At 52.0% G+C, this 18,439-nt stretch carries 21 protein-coding genes; 8 read left to right on the top strand and 13 right to left on the bottom strand.

All coding sequences use genetic code 11. The annotated features are described in order from the left end of the window. Positions 1 to 43: 43 nt before the first annotated feature. Positions 44 to 1,375 (top strand): hemolysin family protein, encoded by a 1,332-nt coding sequence (locus tag KGP16_RS02485; RefSeq protein WP_021179023.1) that lies wholly within the window; start codon positions 44 to 46, stop codon positions 1,373 to 1,375. Between the two features lie 65 nt (positions 1,376 to 1,440). Here the strand turns inward: KGP16_RS02485 and KGP16_RS02480 are convergent, their stop codons facing one another. Continuing rightward, a complete protein-coding gene (locus tag KGP16_RS02480) occupies positions 1,441 to 1,647 on the bottom strand; it encodes a DUF1107 domain-containing protein (RefSeq protein ID WP_021179022.1) in 207 nt (68 codons plus the stop codon). A 330-nt stretch (positions 1,648 to 1,977) separates the two neighbouring features. Between KGP16_RS02480 and KGP16_RS02475 the strand changes: the two genes are divergently transcribed. Next, positions 1,978 to 2,529, top strand: coding sequence for a YtfJ family protein (locus KGP16_RS02475; RefSeq protein ID WP_223500777.1), 552 nt, complete (start codon positions 1,978 to 1,980; stop codon positions 2,527 to 2,529). Between the two features lie 41 nt (positions 2,530 to 2,570). Here the strand turns inward: KGP16_RS02475 and cysQ are convergent, their stop codons facing one another. Beyond that, positions 2,571 to 3,311, bottom strand: coding sequence for a 3'(2'),5'-bisphosphate nucleotidase CysQ (cysQ, locus tag KGP16_RS02470; protein ID WP_021807539.1), 741 nt, complete (start codon positions 3,309 to 3,311; stop codon positions 2,571 to 2,573). A gap of 254 nt (positions 3,312 to 3,565) precedes the next feature. Between cysQ and KGP16_RS02465 the strand changes: the two genes are divergently transcribed. Both KGP16_RS02465 and KGP16_RS02460 read left to right on the top strand, forming a co-directional pair. After that, positions 3,566 to 5,518 carry a bifunctional 2',3'-cyclic-nucleotide 2'-phosphodiesterase/3'-nucleotidase gene (locus tag KGP16_RS02465; RefSeq protein ID WP_223500775.1) on the top strand — a complete coding sequence of 651 codons (1,953 nt, stop codon included), beginning with the start codon at positions 3,566 to 3,568 and terminating at the stop codon, positions 5,516 to 5,518. Between the two features lie 136 nt (positions 5,519 to 5,654). Then, positions 5,655 to 6,485 (top strand): hypothetical protein, encoded by an 831-nt coding sequence (locus KGP16_RS02460; RefSeq protein ID WP_037376531.1) that lies wholly within the window; start codon positions 5,655 to 5,657, stop codon positions 6,483 to 6,485. A gap of 261 nt (positions 6,486 to 6,746) precedes the next feature. Here the strand turns inward: KGP16_RS02460 and KGP16_RS02455 are convergent, their stop codons facing one another. Continuing rightward, positions 6,747 to 7,226: an Hcp family type VI secretion system effector gene (locus KGP16_RS02455; RefSeq protein WP_179248721.1), complete on the bottom strand. Its 480-nt coding sequence runs from the start codon at positions 7,224 to 7,226 to the stop codon at positions 6,747 to 6,749. A gap of 328 nt (positions 7,227 to 7,554) precedes the next feature. Between KGP16_RS02455 and ytfE the strand changes: the two genes are divergently transcribed. Continuing rightward, positions 7,555 to 8,220, top strand: a complete 666-nt coding sequence (ytfE, locus tag KGP16_RS02450) for an iron-sulfur cluster repair protein YtfE (RefSeq protein ID WP_021807542.1) — start codon at positions 7,555 to 7,557, stop codon at positions 8,218 to 8,220. A 48-nt stretch (positions 8,221 to 8,268) separates the two neighbouring features. On the opposite strand, the gene KGP16_RS02445 is transcribed toward ytfE, so the two are convergent. Next, positions 8,269 to 8,889 carry a peptidylprolyl isomerase gene (locus tag KGP16_RS02445; RefSeq protein WP_021179017.1) on the bottom strand — a complete coding sequence of 207 codons (621 nt, stop codon included), beginning with the start codon at positions 8,887 to 8,889 and terminating at the stop codon, positions 8,269 to 8,271. Positions 8,890 to 9,230: 341 nt separating this feature from the next. Here KGP16_RS02445 and KGP16_RS02440 point away from each other — a divergent pair, with 341 nt between their 5' ends. Beyond that, positions 9,231 to 9,899: an OapA family protein gene (locus KGP16_RS02440; protein WP_037376533.1), complete on the top strand. Its 669-nt coding sequence runs from the start codon at positions 9,231 to 9,233 to the stop codon at positions 9,897 to 9,899. Here KGP16_RS02440 and KGP16_RS02435 read toward each other — a convergent pair. From KGP16_RS02435 to KGP16_RS02410, 6 genes are all read right to left on the bottom strand, one after another. Then, a complete protein-coding gene (locus KGP16_RS02435) occupies positions 9,896 to 10,255 on the bottom strand; it encodes a DUF488 domain-containing protein (protein ID WP_021807544.1) in 360 nt (119 codons plus the stop codon). The genes KGP16_RS02440 and KGP16_RS02435 overlap by 4 nt on opposite strands. A 110-nt stretch (positions 10,256 to 10,365) precedes the next feature. Further along, entirely contained in the window at positions 10,366 to 10,818 is a 453-nt protein-coding gene (gene rplI, locus KGP16_RS02430; protein ID WP_004933629.1) for a 50S ribosomal protein L9, read from the bottom strand. Positions 10,819 to 10,857: 39 nt separating this feature from the next. Continuing rightward, on the bottom strand, positions 10,858 to 11,085 hold the full coding sequence (gene rpsR, locus KGP16_RS02425) for a 30S ribosomal protein S18 (protein WP_000135199.1): 228 nt from the start codon (positions 11,083 to 11,085) through the stop codon (positions 10,858 to 10,860). A gap of 4 nt (positions 11,086 to 11,089) precedes the next feature. Then, entirely contained in the window at positions 11,090 to 11,407 is a 318-nt protein-coding gene (priB, locus tag KGP16_RS02420) for a primosomal replication protein N (RefSeq protein ID WP_065684090.1), read from the bottom strand. 8 nt (positions 11,408 to 11,415) lie between these two features. Next, positions 11,416 to 11,814 (bottom strand): 30S ribosomal protein S6, encoded by a 399-nt coding sequence (gene rpsF / locus KGP16_RS02415; protein WP_004933634.1) that lies wholly within the window; start codon positions 11,812 to 11,814, stop codon positions 11,416 to 11,418. Positions 11,815 to 11,957: 143 nt separating this feature from the next. Continuing rightward, positions 11,958 to 12,104, bottom strand: coding sequence for a hypothetical protein (locus tag KGP16_RS02410; RefSeq protein ID WP_218519946.1), 147 nt, complete (start codon positions 12,102 to 12,104; stop codon positions 11,958 to 11,960). A gap of 181 nt (positions 12,105 to 12,285) precedes the next feature. Between KGP16_RS02410 and KGP16_RS02405 the strand changes: the two genes are divergently transcribed. Next, a complete protein-coding gene (locus tag KGP16_RS02405) occupies positions 12,286 to 12,552 on the top strand; it encodes a DUF1471 domain-containing protein (RefSeq protein ID WP_071682913.1) in 267 nt (88 codons plus the stop codon). Between the two features lie 87 nt (positions 12,553 to 12,639). Here KGP16_RS02405 and yjfP read toward each other — a convergent pair whose 3' ends face one another. Next, on the bottom strand, positions 12,640 to 13,392 hold the full coding sequence (yjfP, locus tag KGP16_RS02400) for an esterase (protein WP_223500773.1): 753 nt from the start codon (positions 13,390 to 13,392) through the stop codon (positions 12,640 to 12,642). Positions 13,393 to 13,492: 100 nt separating this feature from the next. Here yjfP and bsmA point away from each other — a divergent pair, with 100 nt between their 5' ends. Beyond that, positions 13,493 to 13,801: a biofilm peroxide resistance protein BsmA gene (bsmA, locus tag KGP16_RS02395; RefSeq protein WP_223500772.1), complete on the top strand. Its 309-nt coding sequence runs from the start codon at positions 13,493 to 13,495 to the stop codon at positions 13,799 to 13,801. 66 nt (positions 13,802 to 13,867) lie between these two features. Here the strand turns inward: bsmA and KGP16_RS02390 are convergent, their stop codons facing one another. Beyond that, a complete protein-coding gene (locus KGP16_RS02390; RefSeq protein WP_223500770.1) occupies positions 13,868 to 16,399 on the bottom strand; it encodes a filamentous hemagglutinin N-terminal domain-containing protein in 2,532 nt (843 codons plus the stop codon). Positions 16,400 to 16,793: 394 nt separating this feature from the next. Beyond that, positions 16,794 to 18,422 carry an isovaleryl-CoA dehydrogenase gene (locus KGP16_RS02385; RefSeq protein WP_223500768.1) on the bottom strand — a complete coding sequence of 543 codons (1,629 nt, stop codon included), beginning with the start codon at positions 18,420 to 18,422 and terminating at the stop codon, positions 16,794 to 16,796. Between the last annotated feature and the right edge of the window lie 17 nt (positions 18,423 to 18,439).

Genomic DNA, 18,439 nt, shown 5'->3' with positions numbered 1-18,439 from the left:
TCCGAAAGATCGCCGACATCCCGTCGGTACGAATGGATAGACTATGTTAAACAGTATTTTACTGATTCTTTTTCTGATCGCAGTGAGTGCGTTTTTCTCGCTTTCAGAAATCTCTCTGGCCGCGTCACGCAAGATCAAACTCAAACTGATGGCTGACGAAGGCAACATCAATGCCGCCAGGGTCCTTAAGCTGCAGGAAACCCCGGGTATTTTCTTTACCGTGGTGCAAATCGGCCTCAACGCCGTGGCCATCCTCGGCGGTATCGTCGGCGATGCAGCCTTCTCCCCCAGTTTCAAATTGATTTTCGACCGTTTCCTGTCACCCGAAATTTCCGAGCAGGTAAGCTTTATGTGCTCGTTCGTGATGGTGACCAGCATGTTCATCCTGTTCGCGGATTTAACCCCGAAGCGCATCGGTATGATTGCACCAGAGACGGTTGCCGTCCGGATCATCAACCCGATGCGTTTCTCGATCATGCTGTTCCGCCCGCTGGTCTGGTTCTTCAACGGCATGGCCAACCTGATTTTCCGCATGTTCAAGCTGCCGATGATGCGTAAAGACGACATCACCTCCGAAGATATTTACGCGGTGGTGGAAGCCGGCGCGCTAGCCGGGGTACTGCGCAAACAGGAACATGAGCTGATTGAAAACGTTTTCGAGTTGGAATCGCGCACCGTGCCCTCGTCGATGACGTCCCGCGAAAGCGTGATTTACTTCGACCTGCGGGAAAGTGAAGACAGTATTAAAGAAAAGATCTCCACTCATCCGCATTCCAAGTTCCTGGTGTGCGACGGTCATATCGATCAGGTCGTTGGCTATGTTGACTCCAAAGACCTGCTGAACCGCGTTTTGGGCAACCAGAGCCTGGTACTGAGCAGCGGCGTGCAGATCCGCTCGGCGCTGATCGTGCCAGATACCTTGACCCTGTCAGAAGCGCTGGAAAGCTTTAAAACCGCCGGTGAAGACTTTGCGGTGATCCTCAATGAATATGCTTTGGTGGTCGGGATTATTACGCTGAACGATGTGATGACCACGCTGATGGGTGACCTGGTAGGCCAAGGTCAGGAAGAGCAGATCGTGACGCGTGATGAGAACTCGTGGCTGATTGAAGGCGGGACGCCAATCGAAGACGTGATGCGTGTACTGCATATCGATGAGTTCCCACAGGCTGGCAACTATGAAACCATCGGCGGTTTCATGATGTACATGCTGCGCAAAATCCCGAAACGTACCGACTTTGTGAAATATGCCGGCTACAAGTTTGAAGTGGTCGATATCGACAGCTACAAAATTGATCAGCTATTGGTAACAAGGCTGGTCGACAAACCGATCACGGTGCTACCAAAAGCCCCGGACGAAACACCTCAGGCATAAACATTAGCGGCCCCTTCGGGGGCCGCAATTATTTTTACTTTGCAGGGTACTCCATAAATCGCGCTTTATCCCATCTCTGCCTGTAGTAACAACACCTGCCGGTTGACCTCTGACATCACGTTGAAATGGCGCTTGTCACGAACCTTCGGCAACAGGATTTTCCCCTTGTCGAATTCGAACGCCCCCACATCCTTGATGTACAGCCGCCCCCGGAACAGGGTTTTTACATACGTAGCCACTTTCAGTGGGTTATAACGCTGGAAGATTCTCATAGTTGTTACTCTCCTCCCGTTGGATCCATGCGCTCAGCGAGCGGCCAAAGTGGCCACCTCGACATTCGGAGCGCAACTTGATTGCTTTCTAGTAGACTGAGTAAAGACCATTTTGTTCAACTCCGCCTGGATTTCTATCCTGGATTTACACTTACTGACAGAATTGTGTATACCTATTTATAACCTTTGCAGTATATCCATTCAAAAACCGCGTGATTGCCCCCAGAAGGAAAAACTGCGATCCGGTTAACAGGACAGACCTCGGATGAGCACCTATGCTTTAATCACCTTGAGTCATATTGAGACTTATTTCCCTCTGCAGGAGAACGCATGAAAAATTGCATGCTGATAATATCGCTGCTGTTGGCCCCGATGTTGGCCTCTGCTCACAACCTTCAACTCCACCAACGCGTGGCACCGATCGGCGTCAGCGATAAAGGCGAGTTGGACTATGTTGATAATAAGTTTAGCTACAAAGGTTGGAATAGCGCGCAGCTCGGTGGAAAAGTGCGAGTGGTGCAGCATATTGCTGGCCGCACTTCGGCCAAAGAACTCAACGATCCGCTGATTGAAGCCATCAAGACCGCCAAGCTACCGCACGATCGTTACCAAACGACGACCATCGTCAATACCGACGATGCCATCATCGGTACCGCCATCTTTGTGCGTAACAGTATTGAAGACAGCAAGAAAGAGTTCCCTTGGTCGCAGTTTATTGTCGACAGTAATGGCAACGTCAAAAAAGCTTGGGACCTGCAACCAAAAGGCTCGGCAATTGTGGTGCTCGATAAAGAAGGCAACATCCAGTTTGCCAAAGATGGCGCACTGACGCCGCAAGAGGTGCAGCAGGTGATGGAGATGCTGCACCAGTTGCTGAAATAGCGCTTAAACGGCGTCCCGCACGGCAATGAGCGGGGCGCTGCCTAAAACAGAGAAACCCTAAAGCCAGGGTTCAGGAAAGACTCACGCGGGGTATATAACAGCGGCTTGCCCTGCCAATCGTGGATCTGAGCCCCGGCCGCTACCGCTACCGCGTGCCCTGCCGCCGTATCCCAGATATTGGTTGGCCCAAACCGTGGGTAAAGCTGCGCCCGCCCTTCCGCCACCAGGCAAAACTTCAGTGATGAGCCTACCGAGATGGTTTGGTGTTCGCCCAACTGTTGCAGGTAATCCTGTAACTCCTCATCGCTATGAGAGCGGCTGACCACCACCAACGGTAGCTCGGCATTACTCACGCTAATCTCACGACGCCGGCCCCCTTCTTCCTTCCAGGCCTTGCCGCGTTCGGCCAGATACAGCACGTCCATCGCCGGGGCATAGACCACGCCCATTACCGCCTCACCCTCTTCGATCAACGCGATATTGACCGTGAACTCACCGTTACGGTTTAAAAACTCTTTGGTACCGTCCAGCGGGTCGACCAGCCAGTAACGCGTCCAGTTGCGGCGGATTTCCCAGGCAGGAGGGTCTTCCTCTGACAGCAGTGGGATCTCCGGCGTCAGTGCCGCCAGACCCCGTTTGATGATATGGTGTGCGGCCAAATCCGCGGCGGTCACCGGTGAATCATCTTTTTTCTGTGCCACATCAAGCGGTTGTTCACCATGATATACCGCCATGATCGCCGTACCCGCCTCGCGGGACAGCTGGCAAATCTGCTCCAACATAGTGCACCTCAGACATTCAGTTGCGTGGGACATTTCCCCTTTCTATAGCTTGCAGCCTAGTTTTTTTTGGGCGGAATATCCATCTCAACTCGCTAAGCTGCGGTATTTATTCAAGTCTTCTCCGTCACAACTTTGCATATCTGTCCGTTACATTCGGCCAATTTATGCCAGACTTCACAGTTTGCTGAGAGAGGTAGTGGTAATTACATACCCCCTTGAGATGCCCCTCGAAGAATAATCCAATGGAGATAACCATGATCAAGCGCCCTTTGGGACTATCTGCCCTGGCCCTGCTGGTCTGCGCCTCAACGCAGGCAGCCACGGTTGACCTGCGCGTGCTGGAAACCAGCGACCTGCACGGCAATATGATGGACTTCGACTATTACAAGGATAAGCCCACCGATAAATTCGGCCTGGTGCGTACCGCCAGCCTGATCCAACACGCTCGCCAGCAGGTGACCAACAGCGTACTGGTCGATAACGGTGACATCATCCAGGGCAGCCCAATGGCTGACTATATGGCTGCCAAGGGCTTGAAACCCGGCGACATGCACCCGGTCTACAAGGCGATGAATACCCTGGATTATGTGGTGGGCAATATCGGTAATCACGAGTTCAACTACGGGCTCGACTATCTGAAGAATGCCCTGGCGGGGGCCAAATTCCCCTACGTCAACGCCAACGTTATTGATGCCATCACGCAAAAACCGTTGTTCACTCCCTACATTATTGTCGATACCCCGGTAAAAGACCGTGATGGCAAAGCTCATACTTTACGTATCGGCTATATCGGCTTTGTGCCGCCGCAGATCCTGGTGTGGGACAAAGCCAATCTACAGGGGAAAGTAACCGTAAACGACATCACCGAAACCGCCAAACGCTACGTACCGGAAATGCGCAAACAAGGGGCCGACCTAGTCGTCGCGATCCCCCACTCTGGCCTTTCCAGCGACCCCTATAAGGCTATGGCTGAAAACTCGGTGTACTACCTCAGCCAGGTTCCAGGCATCGACGCCATCATGTTCGGCCATGCGCACGCGGTGTTCCCCAGCAAGGACTTCGCCAATATCAAAGGCGCGGATATCGATAAAGGCCTGCTGAACGGGGTGCCTGCGGTGATGCCCGGCCAATGGGGAGATCATCTCGGCATTGTGGATCTGCAGTTGAATAACGATGGGGGAAATTGGAAGGTTACCGCAGCGAAGGCGCAGGCCAGACCGGTTTATGACAAAGAGAACAAGCGTTCGTTGGCAGTGGAAGATCCCGCGCTGGTCAAGGTGTTAGAGGAAGATCATAACGGAACGCGTGAGTTCGTCAGCAAGCCTATCGGCAAGTCCGACGGCAATATGTACAGCTATCTGGCCCTGATCAAGGACGATCCTACCGTGCAGATCGTCAACAATGCGCAAAGAGCCTACGTTGAGCGCTATATTCAAGGCGATCCGGATCTGGCCGATCTGCCGGTATTGGCCGCTGCTGCACCGTTCAAAGTGGGTGGCCGCAAGAACGATCCCGCCAGCTTTGTCGAGGTGGAAAAAGGCCAGCTCACCTTCCGCAATGCCGCCGATCTCTATCTCTATCCCAATACCTTGGTGGTGGTCAAAGCCAGCGGCAAGGAAGTAAAAGAGTGGCTGGAATGCTCCGCCGGGCAGTTCAACCAAATTGACGTTAACAGCAGCAAACCGCAGGGGCTGATCAATTGGGACGGTTTCCGCACCTATAATTTCGACGTGATCGACGGCGTCAATTATCAAATCGACGTCAGCCAACCGGCACGTTACGACGGAGAGTGTACGCTGATCAATGACCAGGCGGAGCGTATCAAGCAGCTGACCTTCAAGGGCAAGCCGATCGATCCTGACGCCCAGTTCCTGGTGGCGACCAACAACTACCGCGCCTACGGCGGCAAGTTTGCCGGAACGGGCGATAAGCATATTGCCTTTGCTTCACCGGATGAGAACCGCGCGGTATTGGCGGCCTACATCAGCGAAGAAACCCAGAAGCACGGCGCGGTGCATCCACAGGCGGACAATAACTGGCGTTTGGCCAGCTTCCACAGCCCACAGCCGTTGGATATCCGCTTTGAGACCTCCCCTAGCGAGAAGGCTGCCGCGTTTATTAAAGATAACGCGCAGTATCCGATGAAGTCTGTAGGTAACGACAGCATCGGCTTTGAGCTGTATAAGATCGACCTACAAGCAAAATAATTGTGCGTTAGGCGCGTTACGGCGCGCCGTTACCATTTTATGCCTCAATACAGGGCCGACGAGTAGAAAATTTAACAACAATCTGGCTACATGGGATTTTGCTTGATAGTATGCCTATACAGCCGGAAACATAGGAATGAGCTTTTGGCAGGACGATGAGGATTACCCAATGGTTAACCTGCTTGGTAACTATATAGGGATTAAAAAGGAATTTATTGACATGATTTATAGCAAACAATCCGCAGATGCCGTATTAGAAAGATATTTTGATGCGTTTGTCAAAAAGTCATCGACCGTGATTATTGATACAGTTGAAACTATGGGGTTAGGTGCTGAGAGAACGTTTATGACCGTTGCACCTGAGCTTGTGCCTGAACTAACAATGTTTCCCCAGTATAACCGGGTCATTAAAAGTCATTTATCAGCCAACCGAGATCTCATTCTTGTAGAAAATAAAAGAATGGTTATGGCAATAATGATGCTGTCAAGGGATCCACTCACGATCTCAGAGATGATAAAAGTAACCATACATACGATTTTCATATCAATGCCAGCGGAATTACAAGATAGAGTTATTGAAAAACTACCTAGCTTAATTGCTCCGAAAGGATCTTCGCTTGTCGCTAACACAGCAACAAAAATGGCAACAAAAATAGCGCTAACAGAAGCGATAATACGTATCGTCTCATATACGATATCCTCAGACCCTGATGTGTTAAAACAAGCCGGAAGAATAACCACTATCACCCTCACAGCCTTTCAAATCTATGCCATAGTAGAAAAGGCATCAAGGTCTGCACGAAAATTGAGACGTGAGAACACTGCTATTTACAATCAATTATACCAGATGAAAATAGAGATGCTTTATTTCTTAATCGAGAAAAAAGTGGATACACTCATCAATGCTGTCAAGGAGAAGTCAGCCGATGATGTAATCCAAGCGTTGAGTGAAATTTTACAACAATGAGGACTCTATGAAGCTCTTAATTAGTATACTGGCAGGGTGGTCATTTATTGCCTTAGCTCTCTTGTTTTTCGCATTCTTCATATTCCTATCTTGGCAAGTACCTGAGTCCTTTATGATGTACATTGTGTATGGTGGCTTCTTTTTATCATTTTACTTATCCTATCTTTTGCAGGACTATTTGAAGAAAAAATTTAAACGCTAATTCCCATTATATCGCCTGTTCATTGCATCTTGAATGCACGGGCGATATAATGGACCACATCAATAAACTCTATCGTCCCATATACTATAACCCGAGGTTCCAGCTATTTTATGTTGACATGAGATTGATTCATATCTAAGTGATATTTTCTCAAATGGCATTGCACCCTGATTATTAACAACATGTGGAAAGCTAGGGCTAATATCTATTATTGTGGCTTTGCTTAGCTTCATTTCATAAAACACTTCCAATGCACCAAATTGATTCAGTCGGTATATTGAAAAAACAGGAGTCAATATCTCATTATTTGATACAGCCATAAGCAACAATGGCGATGATTTATCAATAGGCTTGATAAATTCTATAGGATGATGAGTACAGTGTTGCTCTCTTGTAATGGCACCGTTTAATGATAACACTTGGATTTCGTCTTCATGACCACTCTGATGGCGATTCCCAATTGAATCAAAAGAACTACACCCGGCAGAAATCAAGCCTTGTGTGCTTCCTGCTAAACTTAAATAAGTATTAAAGCTCATAAAAATATCCTTATCGTCTTAGTGGCATAGCTACAGGTTTTCATGGTATATCTATTTTCACCGGAGGAAAAGTAAAATACCTTCTCAAAGTTAGAGGTAATTATATCGACTCATTCGCGAGCTCACTCTTAAATCTCTGCGCTTCTTCTGACGATTCGAATGCCACAATCACGATTTTATCCTCATCGAGCCTTATGCTTACCATACTCATTCATGGTTGTCAGTTCGCCCATCACAACACTGTTCTACCCCTTTTTAACCATGGCGCGCCCTTTAAATTGCATTTAAAATGCATGTTATAGTTTTCTTCCTTTAAAGGGGCATCATCATGGATTACCGTAACCAATCCCTAGGCGCACTCGCCATTGCAATCCCACGTGCCAGCAAGCTGTTCCGCGACTACGATCTGGACTTCTGCTGCGGGGGTAAACAAACCCTGGAGCGCGCTGCCAGCCGCAAAGAACTGGATCTGGATAAGTTGGAAAGTGAGCTGGCCGCGCTGGCGGCAGACCCCGTGGATACCCGCGATTGGCGTCTGGCTCCGCTGGCTGAGATCATCGATTACATCCTGCCACGCTTCCACCAGCGCCATCGTGAACAGCTGTCAGAACTGGTATTGATGGCGGAAAAGGTTGAACGCGTCCACGGCGACAAGCCCACCTGCCCACGCGGGCTGGCCAAGCAGCTAAACCTGATCCGGCTCGATCTGGAAAATCACATGATGAAGGAGGAACAGATCCTGTTTCCGCTGATTAAACAGGGCATGGGGCAACAGGCGGCAGGGCCGATTTCGGTGATGGAGCATGAACATGATGAGGCTGGCGAACAGTTGGAAGTGGTGAAATTCCTCACCAACAACGTCACGCCACCGGAAGGGGCCTGCAATACCTGGCAGGCGCTGTATAACGGTATCAATACGTTTATCAGCGATCTGATGGAGCATATCCATCTGGAGAACAACCTGCTGTTCCCACGCGCACTGAGCGGCAAATAGCCCCCTCACCCGAACCCTCTCCCAAAGGGAGAGGGAACATAACGCGGATTACAGAATTTCGAGCAACTCAACGTCAAACACCAGCGCGCTGAATGGCGGGATGGATGCGCCTGCACCACGCTCGCCATAGGCCAGGTTGTGAGGGATATACAGCTGCCACTTGGAGCCAACCGGCATCAGCGTCAGGGCTTCGATCCAGCCAGGGATCACACCGCTGACCGGGAACTCGGCAGGTTGACCACGTTCAACGGAGCTATCGAACACATCACCGTTGATCAGGCGGCCGGTGTAATGCACGCGCACGCGATCCTGACGAGATGGGATTGGGCCATTGCCCTGCTCCAGCACGGAGAACTGCAGGCCAGACTCGGTCAGCGTCACTTCATCACGCTTGGCGTTATCTTCCAGGAACTTCTGGCCTTCAACGGCCATCGCCTGCTGGCGCTCAAGGCGTACAGCATCCGCACGTTCGTGGATTTCGCGCAGCGCACGATGAACCACATCTACCGGAACCGCCGGGGCATTCCCTTCCAGCGCGTCACGCAGGCCAGCCAGCAGAGCTTCTGGTTGTAAACCTTGCAGGCCGGACTCTTGCAGTTGCTGACCGACCTGTAAACCAATCCCGTAACTTGCTTGCGCTTCAACGCTATCAAAAGAAGGGGTTGTCATGGGGTTTTCCTTTAGTCTGTAAAAAGTCGAAAGCGCAGCATAACAGCGCGGCAAAGCCGGGTAAAATCTTGTGTGGAGAATGATGACTTTTGTCGTAGAAAAAGAAACAATAACCTGCTGTTAACGTTTGGTGTCATTATTCTCTCGGCTACCAATCGTTTCAAACAGTTAGCGATATAGACCCGGTATGGCTCAAGGCCGGCACCGAAGTGGCGCAGTACAGAGACTATTCGGCCCTCAAGGTGCACAAGTGCACTGTGGTTTGAAACCATAGGGTATACTGGGGTCAGCGATACACTTTTTGTAAAGTGACAAATTTACGCAGTTGAAGAGAGGTCACCATGGGCAGAATCGCGCCCAGGAGAAGGAAAACCACCCGTGTCTACCAGCCATTGCTGCGCACCTGGCTGAACCTGAGCCAACGCCTGAAGCCTGGCCCGGCACCGGAAACGCCAGCAACCACCGATGAGCCGGACTCACCACCGCCGCAACAGAGCGGTAAGGGGCAAAGGCTGAAAGCATTGCTGCTGAAAGTATGGCACCTGCCGGACAGCCTCCACTGGATGGAACCGCTGCCCTATTTTCACCGCCGTTGGGTGATTATTTTTGGTGCTATCCTGCTGCTGTCGCTGCTTTGGCCGTATTCCGACGATAACGCGCGCCCGTTCCCGGTCACCAGCCAGGAAAACCAGATCCCTTTGCAGGCTCAATTGCAAAACGATAGTCAGCAAACGGCAGGCGAAAGTGATAACTGGCAGCGTTATCAGATCCAGGCTGGCCAAACTCTGGCGCAGCTGTTCCGTGACAACAACCTGCCGGTGAACGAGGTGTTTGCTATGGCGCGGGTTGAGGGGAACGATAAGCCGCTCAGCAATCTGAAGGCCGGGCAAGAAGTGCGTATTGAACGTAATGCTAACGGCGTGATCACCGCGCTCTCCGTCACCACCGTGGATAACAGTGAAGCCCTGTTCCGTCGCCAGAGCGATGGCAGCTACCTGCGTGTTCGCTAATCTTTAAGCTGATCCAGCAGAAAATCACGCAGTACAACCCCCTGGTTGTGCTGTGTGTCCTTACTGCCATACAGCAGGGTCAACGGCTCACCTTGCTTTAACAACGCCACCAGCGGCTGCCAGGCCTCATTGGCGACCAGTTGTTGGCGATAAAGCGCAACAAACTCATCCCACTGGTCGGTATGCTGATGAAACCACTGGCGTAACGCCGTATCCGGTGCCACCTGCTTAAGCCAGATGACGCCCTGCAATCTCTCCTTACTCACACCGCGCGGCCATAGCCGGTCGGTCAGATAGCAGTGCTCCGGTGCCGGGCCGCTGAAATCGTAGACTCGCTGTAAGATAATTTCTGCCATTTTCGCCTCTCCTTGCCAACAGATGGCCTCAGAGTAGCGCGTTTTACCCGGCGCTGAAAAGCAAAACGCCAGCACTAGGCTGGCGTTTTAACTTGGTGTACTAAAGCCGATTAAGCTTCAGCAACCACAACTACATTCAGCTGTGCGAACACGTCGCTGTGTACCTGGAAGTGCACTTCGTGCTCACCAGTGGTACGCAGAACGCCGTTCGGCAGACGAACTTCGCTCTTGGCAACTTCAACGCCTGCCGCAGTCACTGCGTCAGCGATGTCGCGGGTGCCGATAGAGCCGAACAGTTTACCTTCGTCGCCTGATTTAGACGCGATGGTGACTGAACCCAGTTCGTTGATCTTGGTTGCGCGAGCTTCAGCAGCAGCCAGAACGTCAGCCAGTTTGGCTTCCAGTTCAGCACGGCGTGCTTCGAAGAACTCTACGTTTTTCTTGGTAGCAGGAACAGCTTTGCCCTGTGGTACCAGGAAGTTACGGGCATAACCCGCTTTAACGTTAACCTGATCACCCAGGCTGCCCAGGTTTGCTACTTTATCAAGCAGAATAACTTGCATTACCTTATCCTCTCAAAGTCGTTAATGGACAGTGGCCGATTACTGATGACGATCAGTGTACGGCAACAAAGACAGGTAGCGCGCGCGCTTGATAGCACGGGCCAGCTGGCGCTGATATTTTGCACGAGTACCGGTGATACGGCTCGGGACAATTTTACCACTTTCAGTGATGTAGTTTTTCAGCGTAGCGATGTCTTTATAGTCAATCTCTTGAACGCCTTCCGCGGTGAAACGGCAGAACTTGCGACGACGGAAATAACGTGCCATTTGGCTAGTCTCCAGAATCTATCAATTCAATCTGCTCGGCATGCAGGACCAATTTGTTCAGCCCGTTGCGCCCTTGATGGCAGCTAACGAAGCCTTGAACGGTAACCTGACTGCCGACCGTTAATCTTTGAGTTAAAGCTTGTGACTGTTGTCCGCTGACAACCACGGGCATTCGGCACCATGCTTGCCTGCTGAATCCGGCTTCCATCTGCGACGATCGGTGCTCAAGCACAAACTGGCAGTGGGGTATCCCGGAAGGACTCACTTTTCGCACCGGCGTCTTGCACACTGTGCCAGACAACACCAGACGATTAGCCGTCACGACAGCAATTACTCTTCAGAATCCCCAGCATCTGCATCATCTGCGGTTTCGTTAGCGAAGTCTTCGCGGCGATCGCCACGACGTTCGTCTTTCGCTTTAACCATCGGAGATGCTTCAGTTACCGCGTGCTTAACGCGCATAACCATGCTACGGATAACGGCGTCGTTGAAGCGGAAGTTAGTTTCCAGCTCATCGATCGCTTCCTGCGGAGCTTCAACGTTCAGCAGAACGTAGTGGGCTTTGTGCAGTTTATTGATCGGGTAAGCCAGTTGACGGCGGCCCCAGTCTTCCAGACGGTGAATCTGACCTTGCGCGTTAGTGATGGTAGCACTGTAACGCTCGATCATGCCCGGAACCTGTTCGCTTTGGTCAGGATGGACCATAAAAACGATTTCGTAATGACGCATCGAATTGCTCCTTACGGATTATTCAGCCTCCTGTCAGGGTCAACCGCGGCCCATGGAAGCAAGGAACGTGTGTATGTGTGCGGCTGAAAAATGACGCGTAATCATACCGGCGCAAGGGGGGGAACTCAAGGACTGAGTAGGATTTATTGAGGTTTATGCGTAAGGCCGCGAGAAATAGCACGATTTGCTGGCAGAGAAAGCGATGTATGCCGATCCCTAGGTTTTAAAAATCCTGCAACAAAATCATCAGCCCACTGGAAATCATTATCATTTTTTTTGAATAAGGCCATCAAAATCTCCCCCTTTTTAATCCTGACTATCGGACTAAAGTTAAATTATCCGCCGCAGAAAGCGCAGCGATAAAGGGTTGCAGTTATTCAATACTGATAAATAACTTTTTGCTTAATGGGCAGTATATCGGAGGCGGACCCAGCGACACGCCGCTGTAGCAAAGAGTTAAGAGAGGTGCCTATGAAACGTATCACCATCGCTACCGCTATCGCGTTGCTGTTTTCCGCCAACGCCATGGCCGCCACTGAAATCACCGCACACCAGGCCGCAGAACGCCAAAGCATTGGCTTCGTCAGCCTGACTCAGGAAGTGGTTTCACCCGACGATGCGACGTCACAAATCAACAAGATTGCCGATCAACGCGGTGCCACAGCTTACCGGATTGTTGCGCTACATGAGCCAGGCAGTACCGCGTCTATCCACGTCAGCGCAGAGCTTTATCGCTAACCGAAAATGCAGCGCCAGGGAGCCCAGCCGCACCAAGAGGCGGTCAATCAGTAACAGCCATACCTTGCCCCCTCCCTCGGGGGCTTTTTACAGTGAATCCTGGAAGAAAGCGGCGGTAGCGTTCAACGCGCCAGGAGTAATGCGATGGCGTACTTCCACTTCAGTGAGGTAGGTCAACCTCCGATCCAGGCCGCGCTGGCGTAACTCACCGGCCAAGCGCTCACTCTCCAACGCTGGCACCACATCATCGGTTTCACCATGCCATAACAGCAGTGGCCGCCCGGCAAAACTCTCCCAATGCCGTTCAACCTCATAAGAGGCCAGGGGTGCAAGACGTGCCTTGAGCGCGGACGGTTCCAGCGGCTGGCCCTGCGCATCCAATGGCGGATACAGCGTCTGCGCCAGCGAGGTAAAGTAGCCCGACCCCATCAGGCTGGCGGCCGCTTTCACCCAAGGGTAACGGATAAAGGCACCCAAAGTGGTCATGCCCCCCATAGAAGCGCCCGTCACGCCAATGCGATCCCCGGCAATTAGCCCACGCTGCTCAAAGTGCGTTTTGAGCGCGGGTAACTCATCGACGTTACTTTTGAGGATTTCCCAGAAATGCGCCAGCCGCCGTGCTTCATCACCATCAAACCGCTCACCGTGCATCGCACAATCGGGCAGCACCACCCGGAAACCGACCTTGGCCAGCGCATAGGCAAAATAGGCGTACACCTCTTTCGATGAGGTATAGCCGTGATAGAAAAAGATCGTGGGTAACGGCTGTTCATAGCGCCCGGCCGGTACCGCATGGATCACCGCAACGTCACCCACCCGCTCATCATGGATCTCGATCATGTATTCCCCCTGTGGCTAATCTTCACTATGATGGCAAAAATCGGCCCGTAACCTTAGTTCAACCCATTCTACTCTATGCTAAATAGTAATGAGGCCAGCCATGACTCTTTCTCGTCCCTTGATCACCCTATTACTGTCTAGCTTGCTGTCTGGATGCAGCGTATTTAAAACCACGCCCAAGCCCCCGCCGCCGCCTACCACTCAGGCACAGGAGATCACTCGTGCCCAAACCACCGAGTTGGAGAAGATGGCAACGATCAGCGCGCTGGTGCATGGCAGCCCGATGAACGTGGAAGCCGAGATCCAGCGCAAGGCTAACGCCAGCGGGGCACGCTATTACATGATCATCATGAACAGCGAAACCATCGTGCCTGGCCAGTGGTATTCACAGGCGATACTTTATCGGTAGCGCTGGCTCTGAGAGATAAGTAAAAACGGGTGCCTGAATAAGCACCCGTAAAAGAGATTTTCGCGATTACTCTTTGATTACCGGCCCTGTTACATCACCGTTATTGGTGTATCTGCCCGTCAGGTTCAGTTTCACACCTTCCAGGCCGCCGATCACCGCGCCACGCCGGTTAGTAAGATTCTGGCTGTTGATCGTGGTGATCTTGTCGGACCATAATTGACCGCTGTTGGTCAATGCCCCGTTGACGCGAATACCCAGCCCTTCTTTACCATGGACCAAGCCGCCGTTGGTAAAGGCTGAAGTCACTTCTACGCTACTGCTACCTGTAGAAGATATCGTGCCATTGCCGTTATCCAGGCGGTTAGCCAGCAGTGACAGAGAAGCCACACTTGAAAGGGTGCCGCGGTTGTTATCCACGTTGCCAGCATACTGCATGTTCAAGTTGCCGCCGCTGGCAGCAATCAGACCCCGACTGTTATACACCCGGTTACCGGCCATGCTCAGATCGCCCATGCTGATAATGCCCCCCTGAGTATCTTCCGGCATATCGATATGCACGCCCATCACTCGACCAAAATTCTCACCATTACGGTTATAGAGAGTCACCGCCTTTATTTCTGCCGTCTTATCGGCAAAAATCAGACCTTCGTCATTGCGCAATGTGTCGGTATGCACATGAACTTCCTGCCCCGCCAACAAGCCCGCATTGTTGTTGACCGTGCTGGCGTACACCTCTGTGCTACCCAGCGCGCTACGGATCACGCCATAGTTGTTATTAAGGGCATTGTTGACGCGAACGTCATTGCCCTTGTCCAGGGTTAACCCACCCGTGCGGTTATCCAGGCTGTTTGCTCGCAGCAGCAGCTTACCCTCACCGCTAACACTGCCATCCCGGTTGTCCATGGCGTTGATATTGGCGAGCTGGATATCCCCCATTGCAGAGATCTGCCCACTCTCGTTGAGCAGGTTACTGCCGTTGGTGTTTACGTTCAGCATCTTGGTCGCTTGCAGACTACCGGTTCTATTGGTCAGTAGCCCACTGTTTATATCCAACACCCCAGCCGACTCAATCAAGCCGTTGGTGTTATTGAGCGCAGCTTTGTTTGTCGTCAGCTTAAAATCGTCACCCGCGCTCATTTTGCCGTTAGCGCTATTGTTCAACGTACTGCTGGTAGACAGATTGACGTGATGTTGAGCCGCTATTTCGCCGCCACGGTTATCAAGCGTGCCGCCAACGGTCATCGACAGATCGGACAACGAAGAGCCAAAGGCAAAAATCTGCCCATTACGGTTATCCAGCGCACCGCTGATGATAGTGGAGTTACCACTGGTGGTGATCAGGCCATTGTTATTGTTCAACTGACCCGTTTTCAGGGTCATACCCAAGGTGCTGTAAATGCCGGTATCGTTATTGCGGCCAGTATTGGTCAGCAACTGCCCATGGGTATCGATAGTGACCTGTGAACTGGATTGCACCCTACCGTTGGTATTGTTCAATTGCCCACTATTGATGCTCACAGAGCCGATAGCGGCTATGTTGCCGTTGGTATTGGTAAGGCGGTTTTTATGAGTATCGATAGTGATACCGCCGTTCCCTCCGGTGATTTTCCCCCTGGTATTATTAATAGTGCCTGCGGTGTTCAGTTTGTTGGCGTGTGCGGCGGATAGGGTCCCTGAACGGTTATCCAGCACACCATTAACGTCCATCACCAGGTCTGAGGTGGAAGCCGCGATGGTACCGGCATTACGAACGCCCACTCCGCTTTCTGTCCCCACCAGGGTGATCTTGCCGGCATACATTCCCCCCAAAGCAGCAACGTCAATCCCGACACCAGGTCTGCCCAACGCCGAGGCCAGCGCAGTCGCCTGGGTATTGTCCGCATTGACGTTATTACGGCCAGTGGTCACTTTCAAATCCTTGGCCCAGACACCGGCATTAATCGCCACCGAGCGGGCAATCAGATCGGTATAATTACTGTCGCCGCTGTTCAGGCCATTGCCATTAATAACAATGCTGCCCTTCTCCGTTTTATATCCCTGTATGGCACCATCGACAATCTGGGCAGTACCGGTGGTCAGCGTTGCTCTGCCAGCATTAATAAACCCGCATCCGCTACAGGTAATACCTGCCGGGTTGGCAATAATGACCTGAGCCTGCTGGCCTGCAACCTCCACCATGCCATTTAACACGCTGGCCCGATTAGAGTTGACCTCATTAAGGATCACCGAGGCTGCCCCACCGCTTAAATTCGCATTACCCACAAGACTCCCCGCCAGTTGGCTATTCGCCCCGTCGACGCTGTTATTCAGCACAACGCCGTTTTTATCAACATTGAACTGGTTGAAGATATTATGTGAAACACCCCCTTTACCCGCAGCGTTGATATTCACCACGGTCGAACCATTCGCCCCGGCATTAACCGCAGGGCTAGAGGCCTGCCCGGCATCGGCAACGATTGCCGCATTAGCCACGGAAACGCAGCCAAAAGCCAGCAGCCCGGCAAAGTAGAGTGGCGAAAGGGTCATCCGCAAAGATGAATTGCTCTTTTCTTTACGTGCCGATAAATCGGTTGTGGATGAATGATAACTATATGTCATGCTGTTAATTCCTTTTAAACAATAGGAAAGCCAGTGGATTGACCTGAACAAGCCGCCATAAAAAAAGACTTTCCCAAATAAATAATTAGCGCAGATTGGCACTCACGAGCCGTGCTTAATCTCCATTACATTAAAAATGTAACATACAACCCGTTACCCACTCAGCCAATTAGTTAAGCAGAACCCAAAAAAGGGTATATCCCATGCATTAACGAGAATCATCCTTAAAATTACAGCAAAATACATCTTGGGCGCTTACACGAAATTAATATCACGCGAGATATTTCTATAATTAATCACTCGAGCTGAAATCAGGCAGGAAATTATACATCCAATGCCATCAGCCTATTATCTGATGGCATTTCCCTCTAGGCTATAAGCCCCGAGTTCCTGTTTATCCCCCCATAGCCCGCTGGAGCAGCGTATTGCACACCTCAACAGGCAGCACTCTATCTCCACGATAATCCAGCGTTAAGTGACACCAGGCTTCTCCAATGGGCGGGCTGGCATGCTGCAGCAGTTGGGCGGCACAACACAGATCGAATAACTGCTGGGTTAACAAGCGCCCCATTTCTTCACGCGGCTGGCGCATACGCTGTTGCCATTGCCGCCAGGCGCGATCGAACAACCGGTTCTGCCCGCGCACCGGCAACAGTTCTTGCTGCAGCAACTCTAACGCACCAGGCAACTTATGCAGGCTGCGCATCACATCCAGGCACATGATGTTGCCCGAGCCTTCCCAAATGCTGTTTACCGGTGCTTCTCGATACAGACGCGGCAGCTCGCTGTCTTCGCAATAGCCGATCCCTCCCAGCACCTCCATGGCTTCCCCAATAAATGGCGCGCCTTGATGACAGATACTGTATTTTGCCGCCGGGGTCAGTAGGCGGCTGTAGACCACTTCGCCTTCATCCCCCCGGCTTTCCCAGGCTCGCGCCAAACGGAGCAGCAAAGCGGTATGCCCCTCAAGCCGTAATGCCATACGGGCCAACACCTGCCGCATCAACGGCTGTTCAATAAGGCATTTACCAAACGCCTGCCGTTGCAGAGCATGGTACAGCGCCACCGAAAGGCCACGGCGCATCAGCCCATGGCTACCCAAAGCGCAATCGAAGCGGGTCATCCCCCCCATCTTGAGGATTTGCCTGACGCCATCCCCTTCATCGCCCAATAACCAGGCCGTTGCGTCCTGAAACTCGGCTTCGCTACTGGCATTGGAACGGTTGCCCAGTTTGTCTTTAAGCCTCTCCAGGCGGATGGCATTGCGCGTGCCGTCAGGTAGGAGTCGAGGCAGGAAGAAACAGGAAAGCCCTCCCTCCGCCTGTGCCAATATCAGATGGGCATCGCTTTGTGGCACCGAAAAGAACCATTTATGGCCCACCAGGCGATAGGCCTCACCATTACCTCGACTAGCGAGCGGTACGGCGGAGGTGGTATTACTCAGCACGTCCGAGCCGCCCTGCTTTTCCGTCATCCCCATGCCGATCAACAGCCCGCGCTTTTGCGCACCGGGCAGCAGATGAGGATCATAACGATCGGAAAGTAACGGGGATAACCAGGATTGATATTCTTTTGGCAGGGAACGCTGTAGCAGTGGGATAGCACCAAAGGTCATAGTGATTGGGCAGAGCGTGCCGGCCTCCACCTGAGCATGCAACACAAAGCGGGCGGCACGGGCCACCAAGGAGCCAATGCGGGCATCTTCCTGCCACGGCAGGTTATGCACCCGGTTAGCGACCAACCCCTGCATCAGGATGTGCCAGGCTGGATGAAAGCGCACGTCGTCCAGGCGTTGCCCGGTGGCGTCATAGCGCAGCAACTCCGGTGGGTTGGTATTGGCCAGCCGCCCCAACTCCAGTGACTCCTGTGTGCCTAACTGTTGCCCAAGCGAGGCCAGAACATCGCTATCCCAACCCGCCAACTCGCGCTGCAACGCTTCACGCAGCGGCGTATCTGACAGGAAAAGGTTGCTGTTCCCCAAGGGCTTGGGTTGGTTAAAGACGGTATGCGTAGTCCAGACCATGAGCTTGCTCCCTGATT

The organism is Serratia sp. JSRIV006 (assembly GCF_019968685.1).
GTDB lineage: Bacteria > Pseudomonadota > Gammaproteobacteria > Enterobacterales > Enterobacteriaceae > Chania > Chania fonticola_B.
This window is presented reverse-complemented; position numbering and strand designations above follow the sequence as displayed.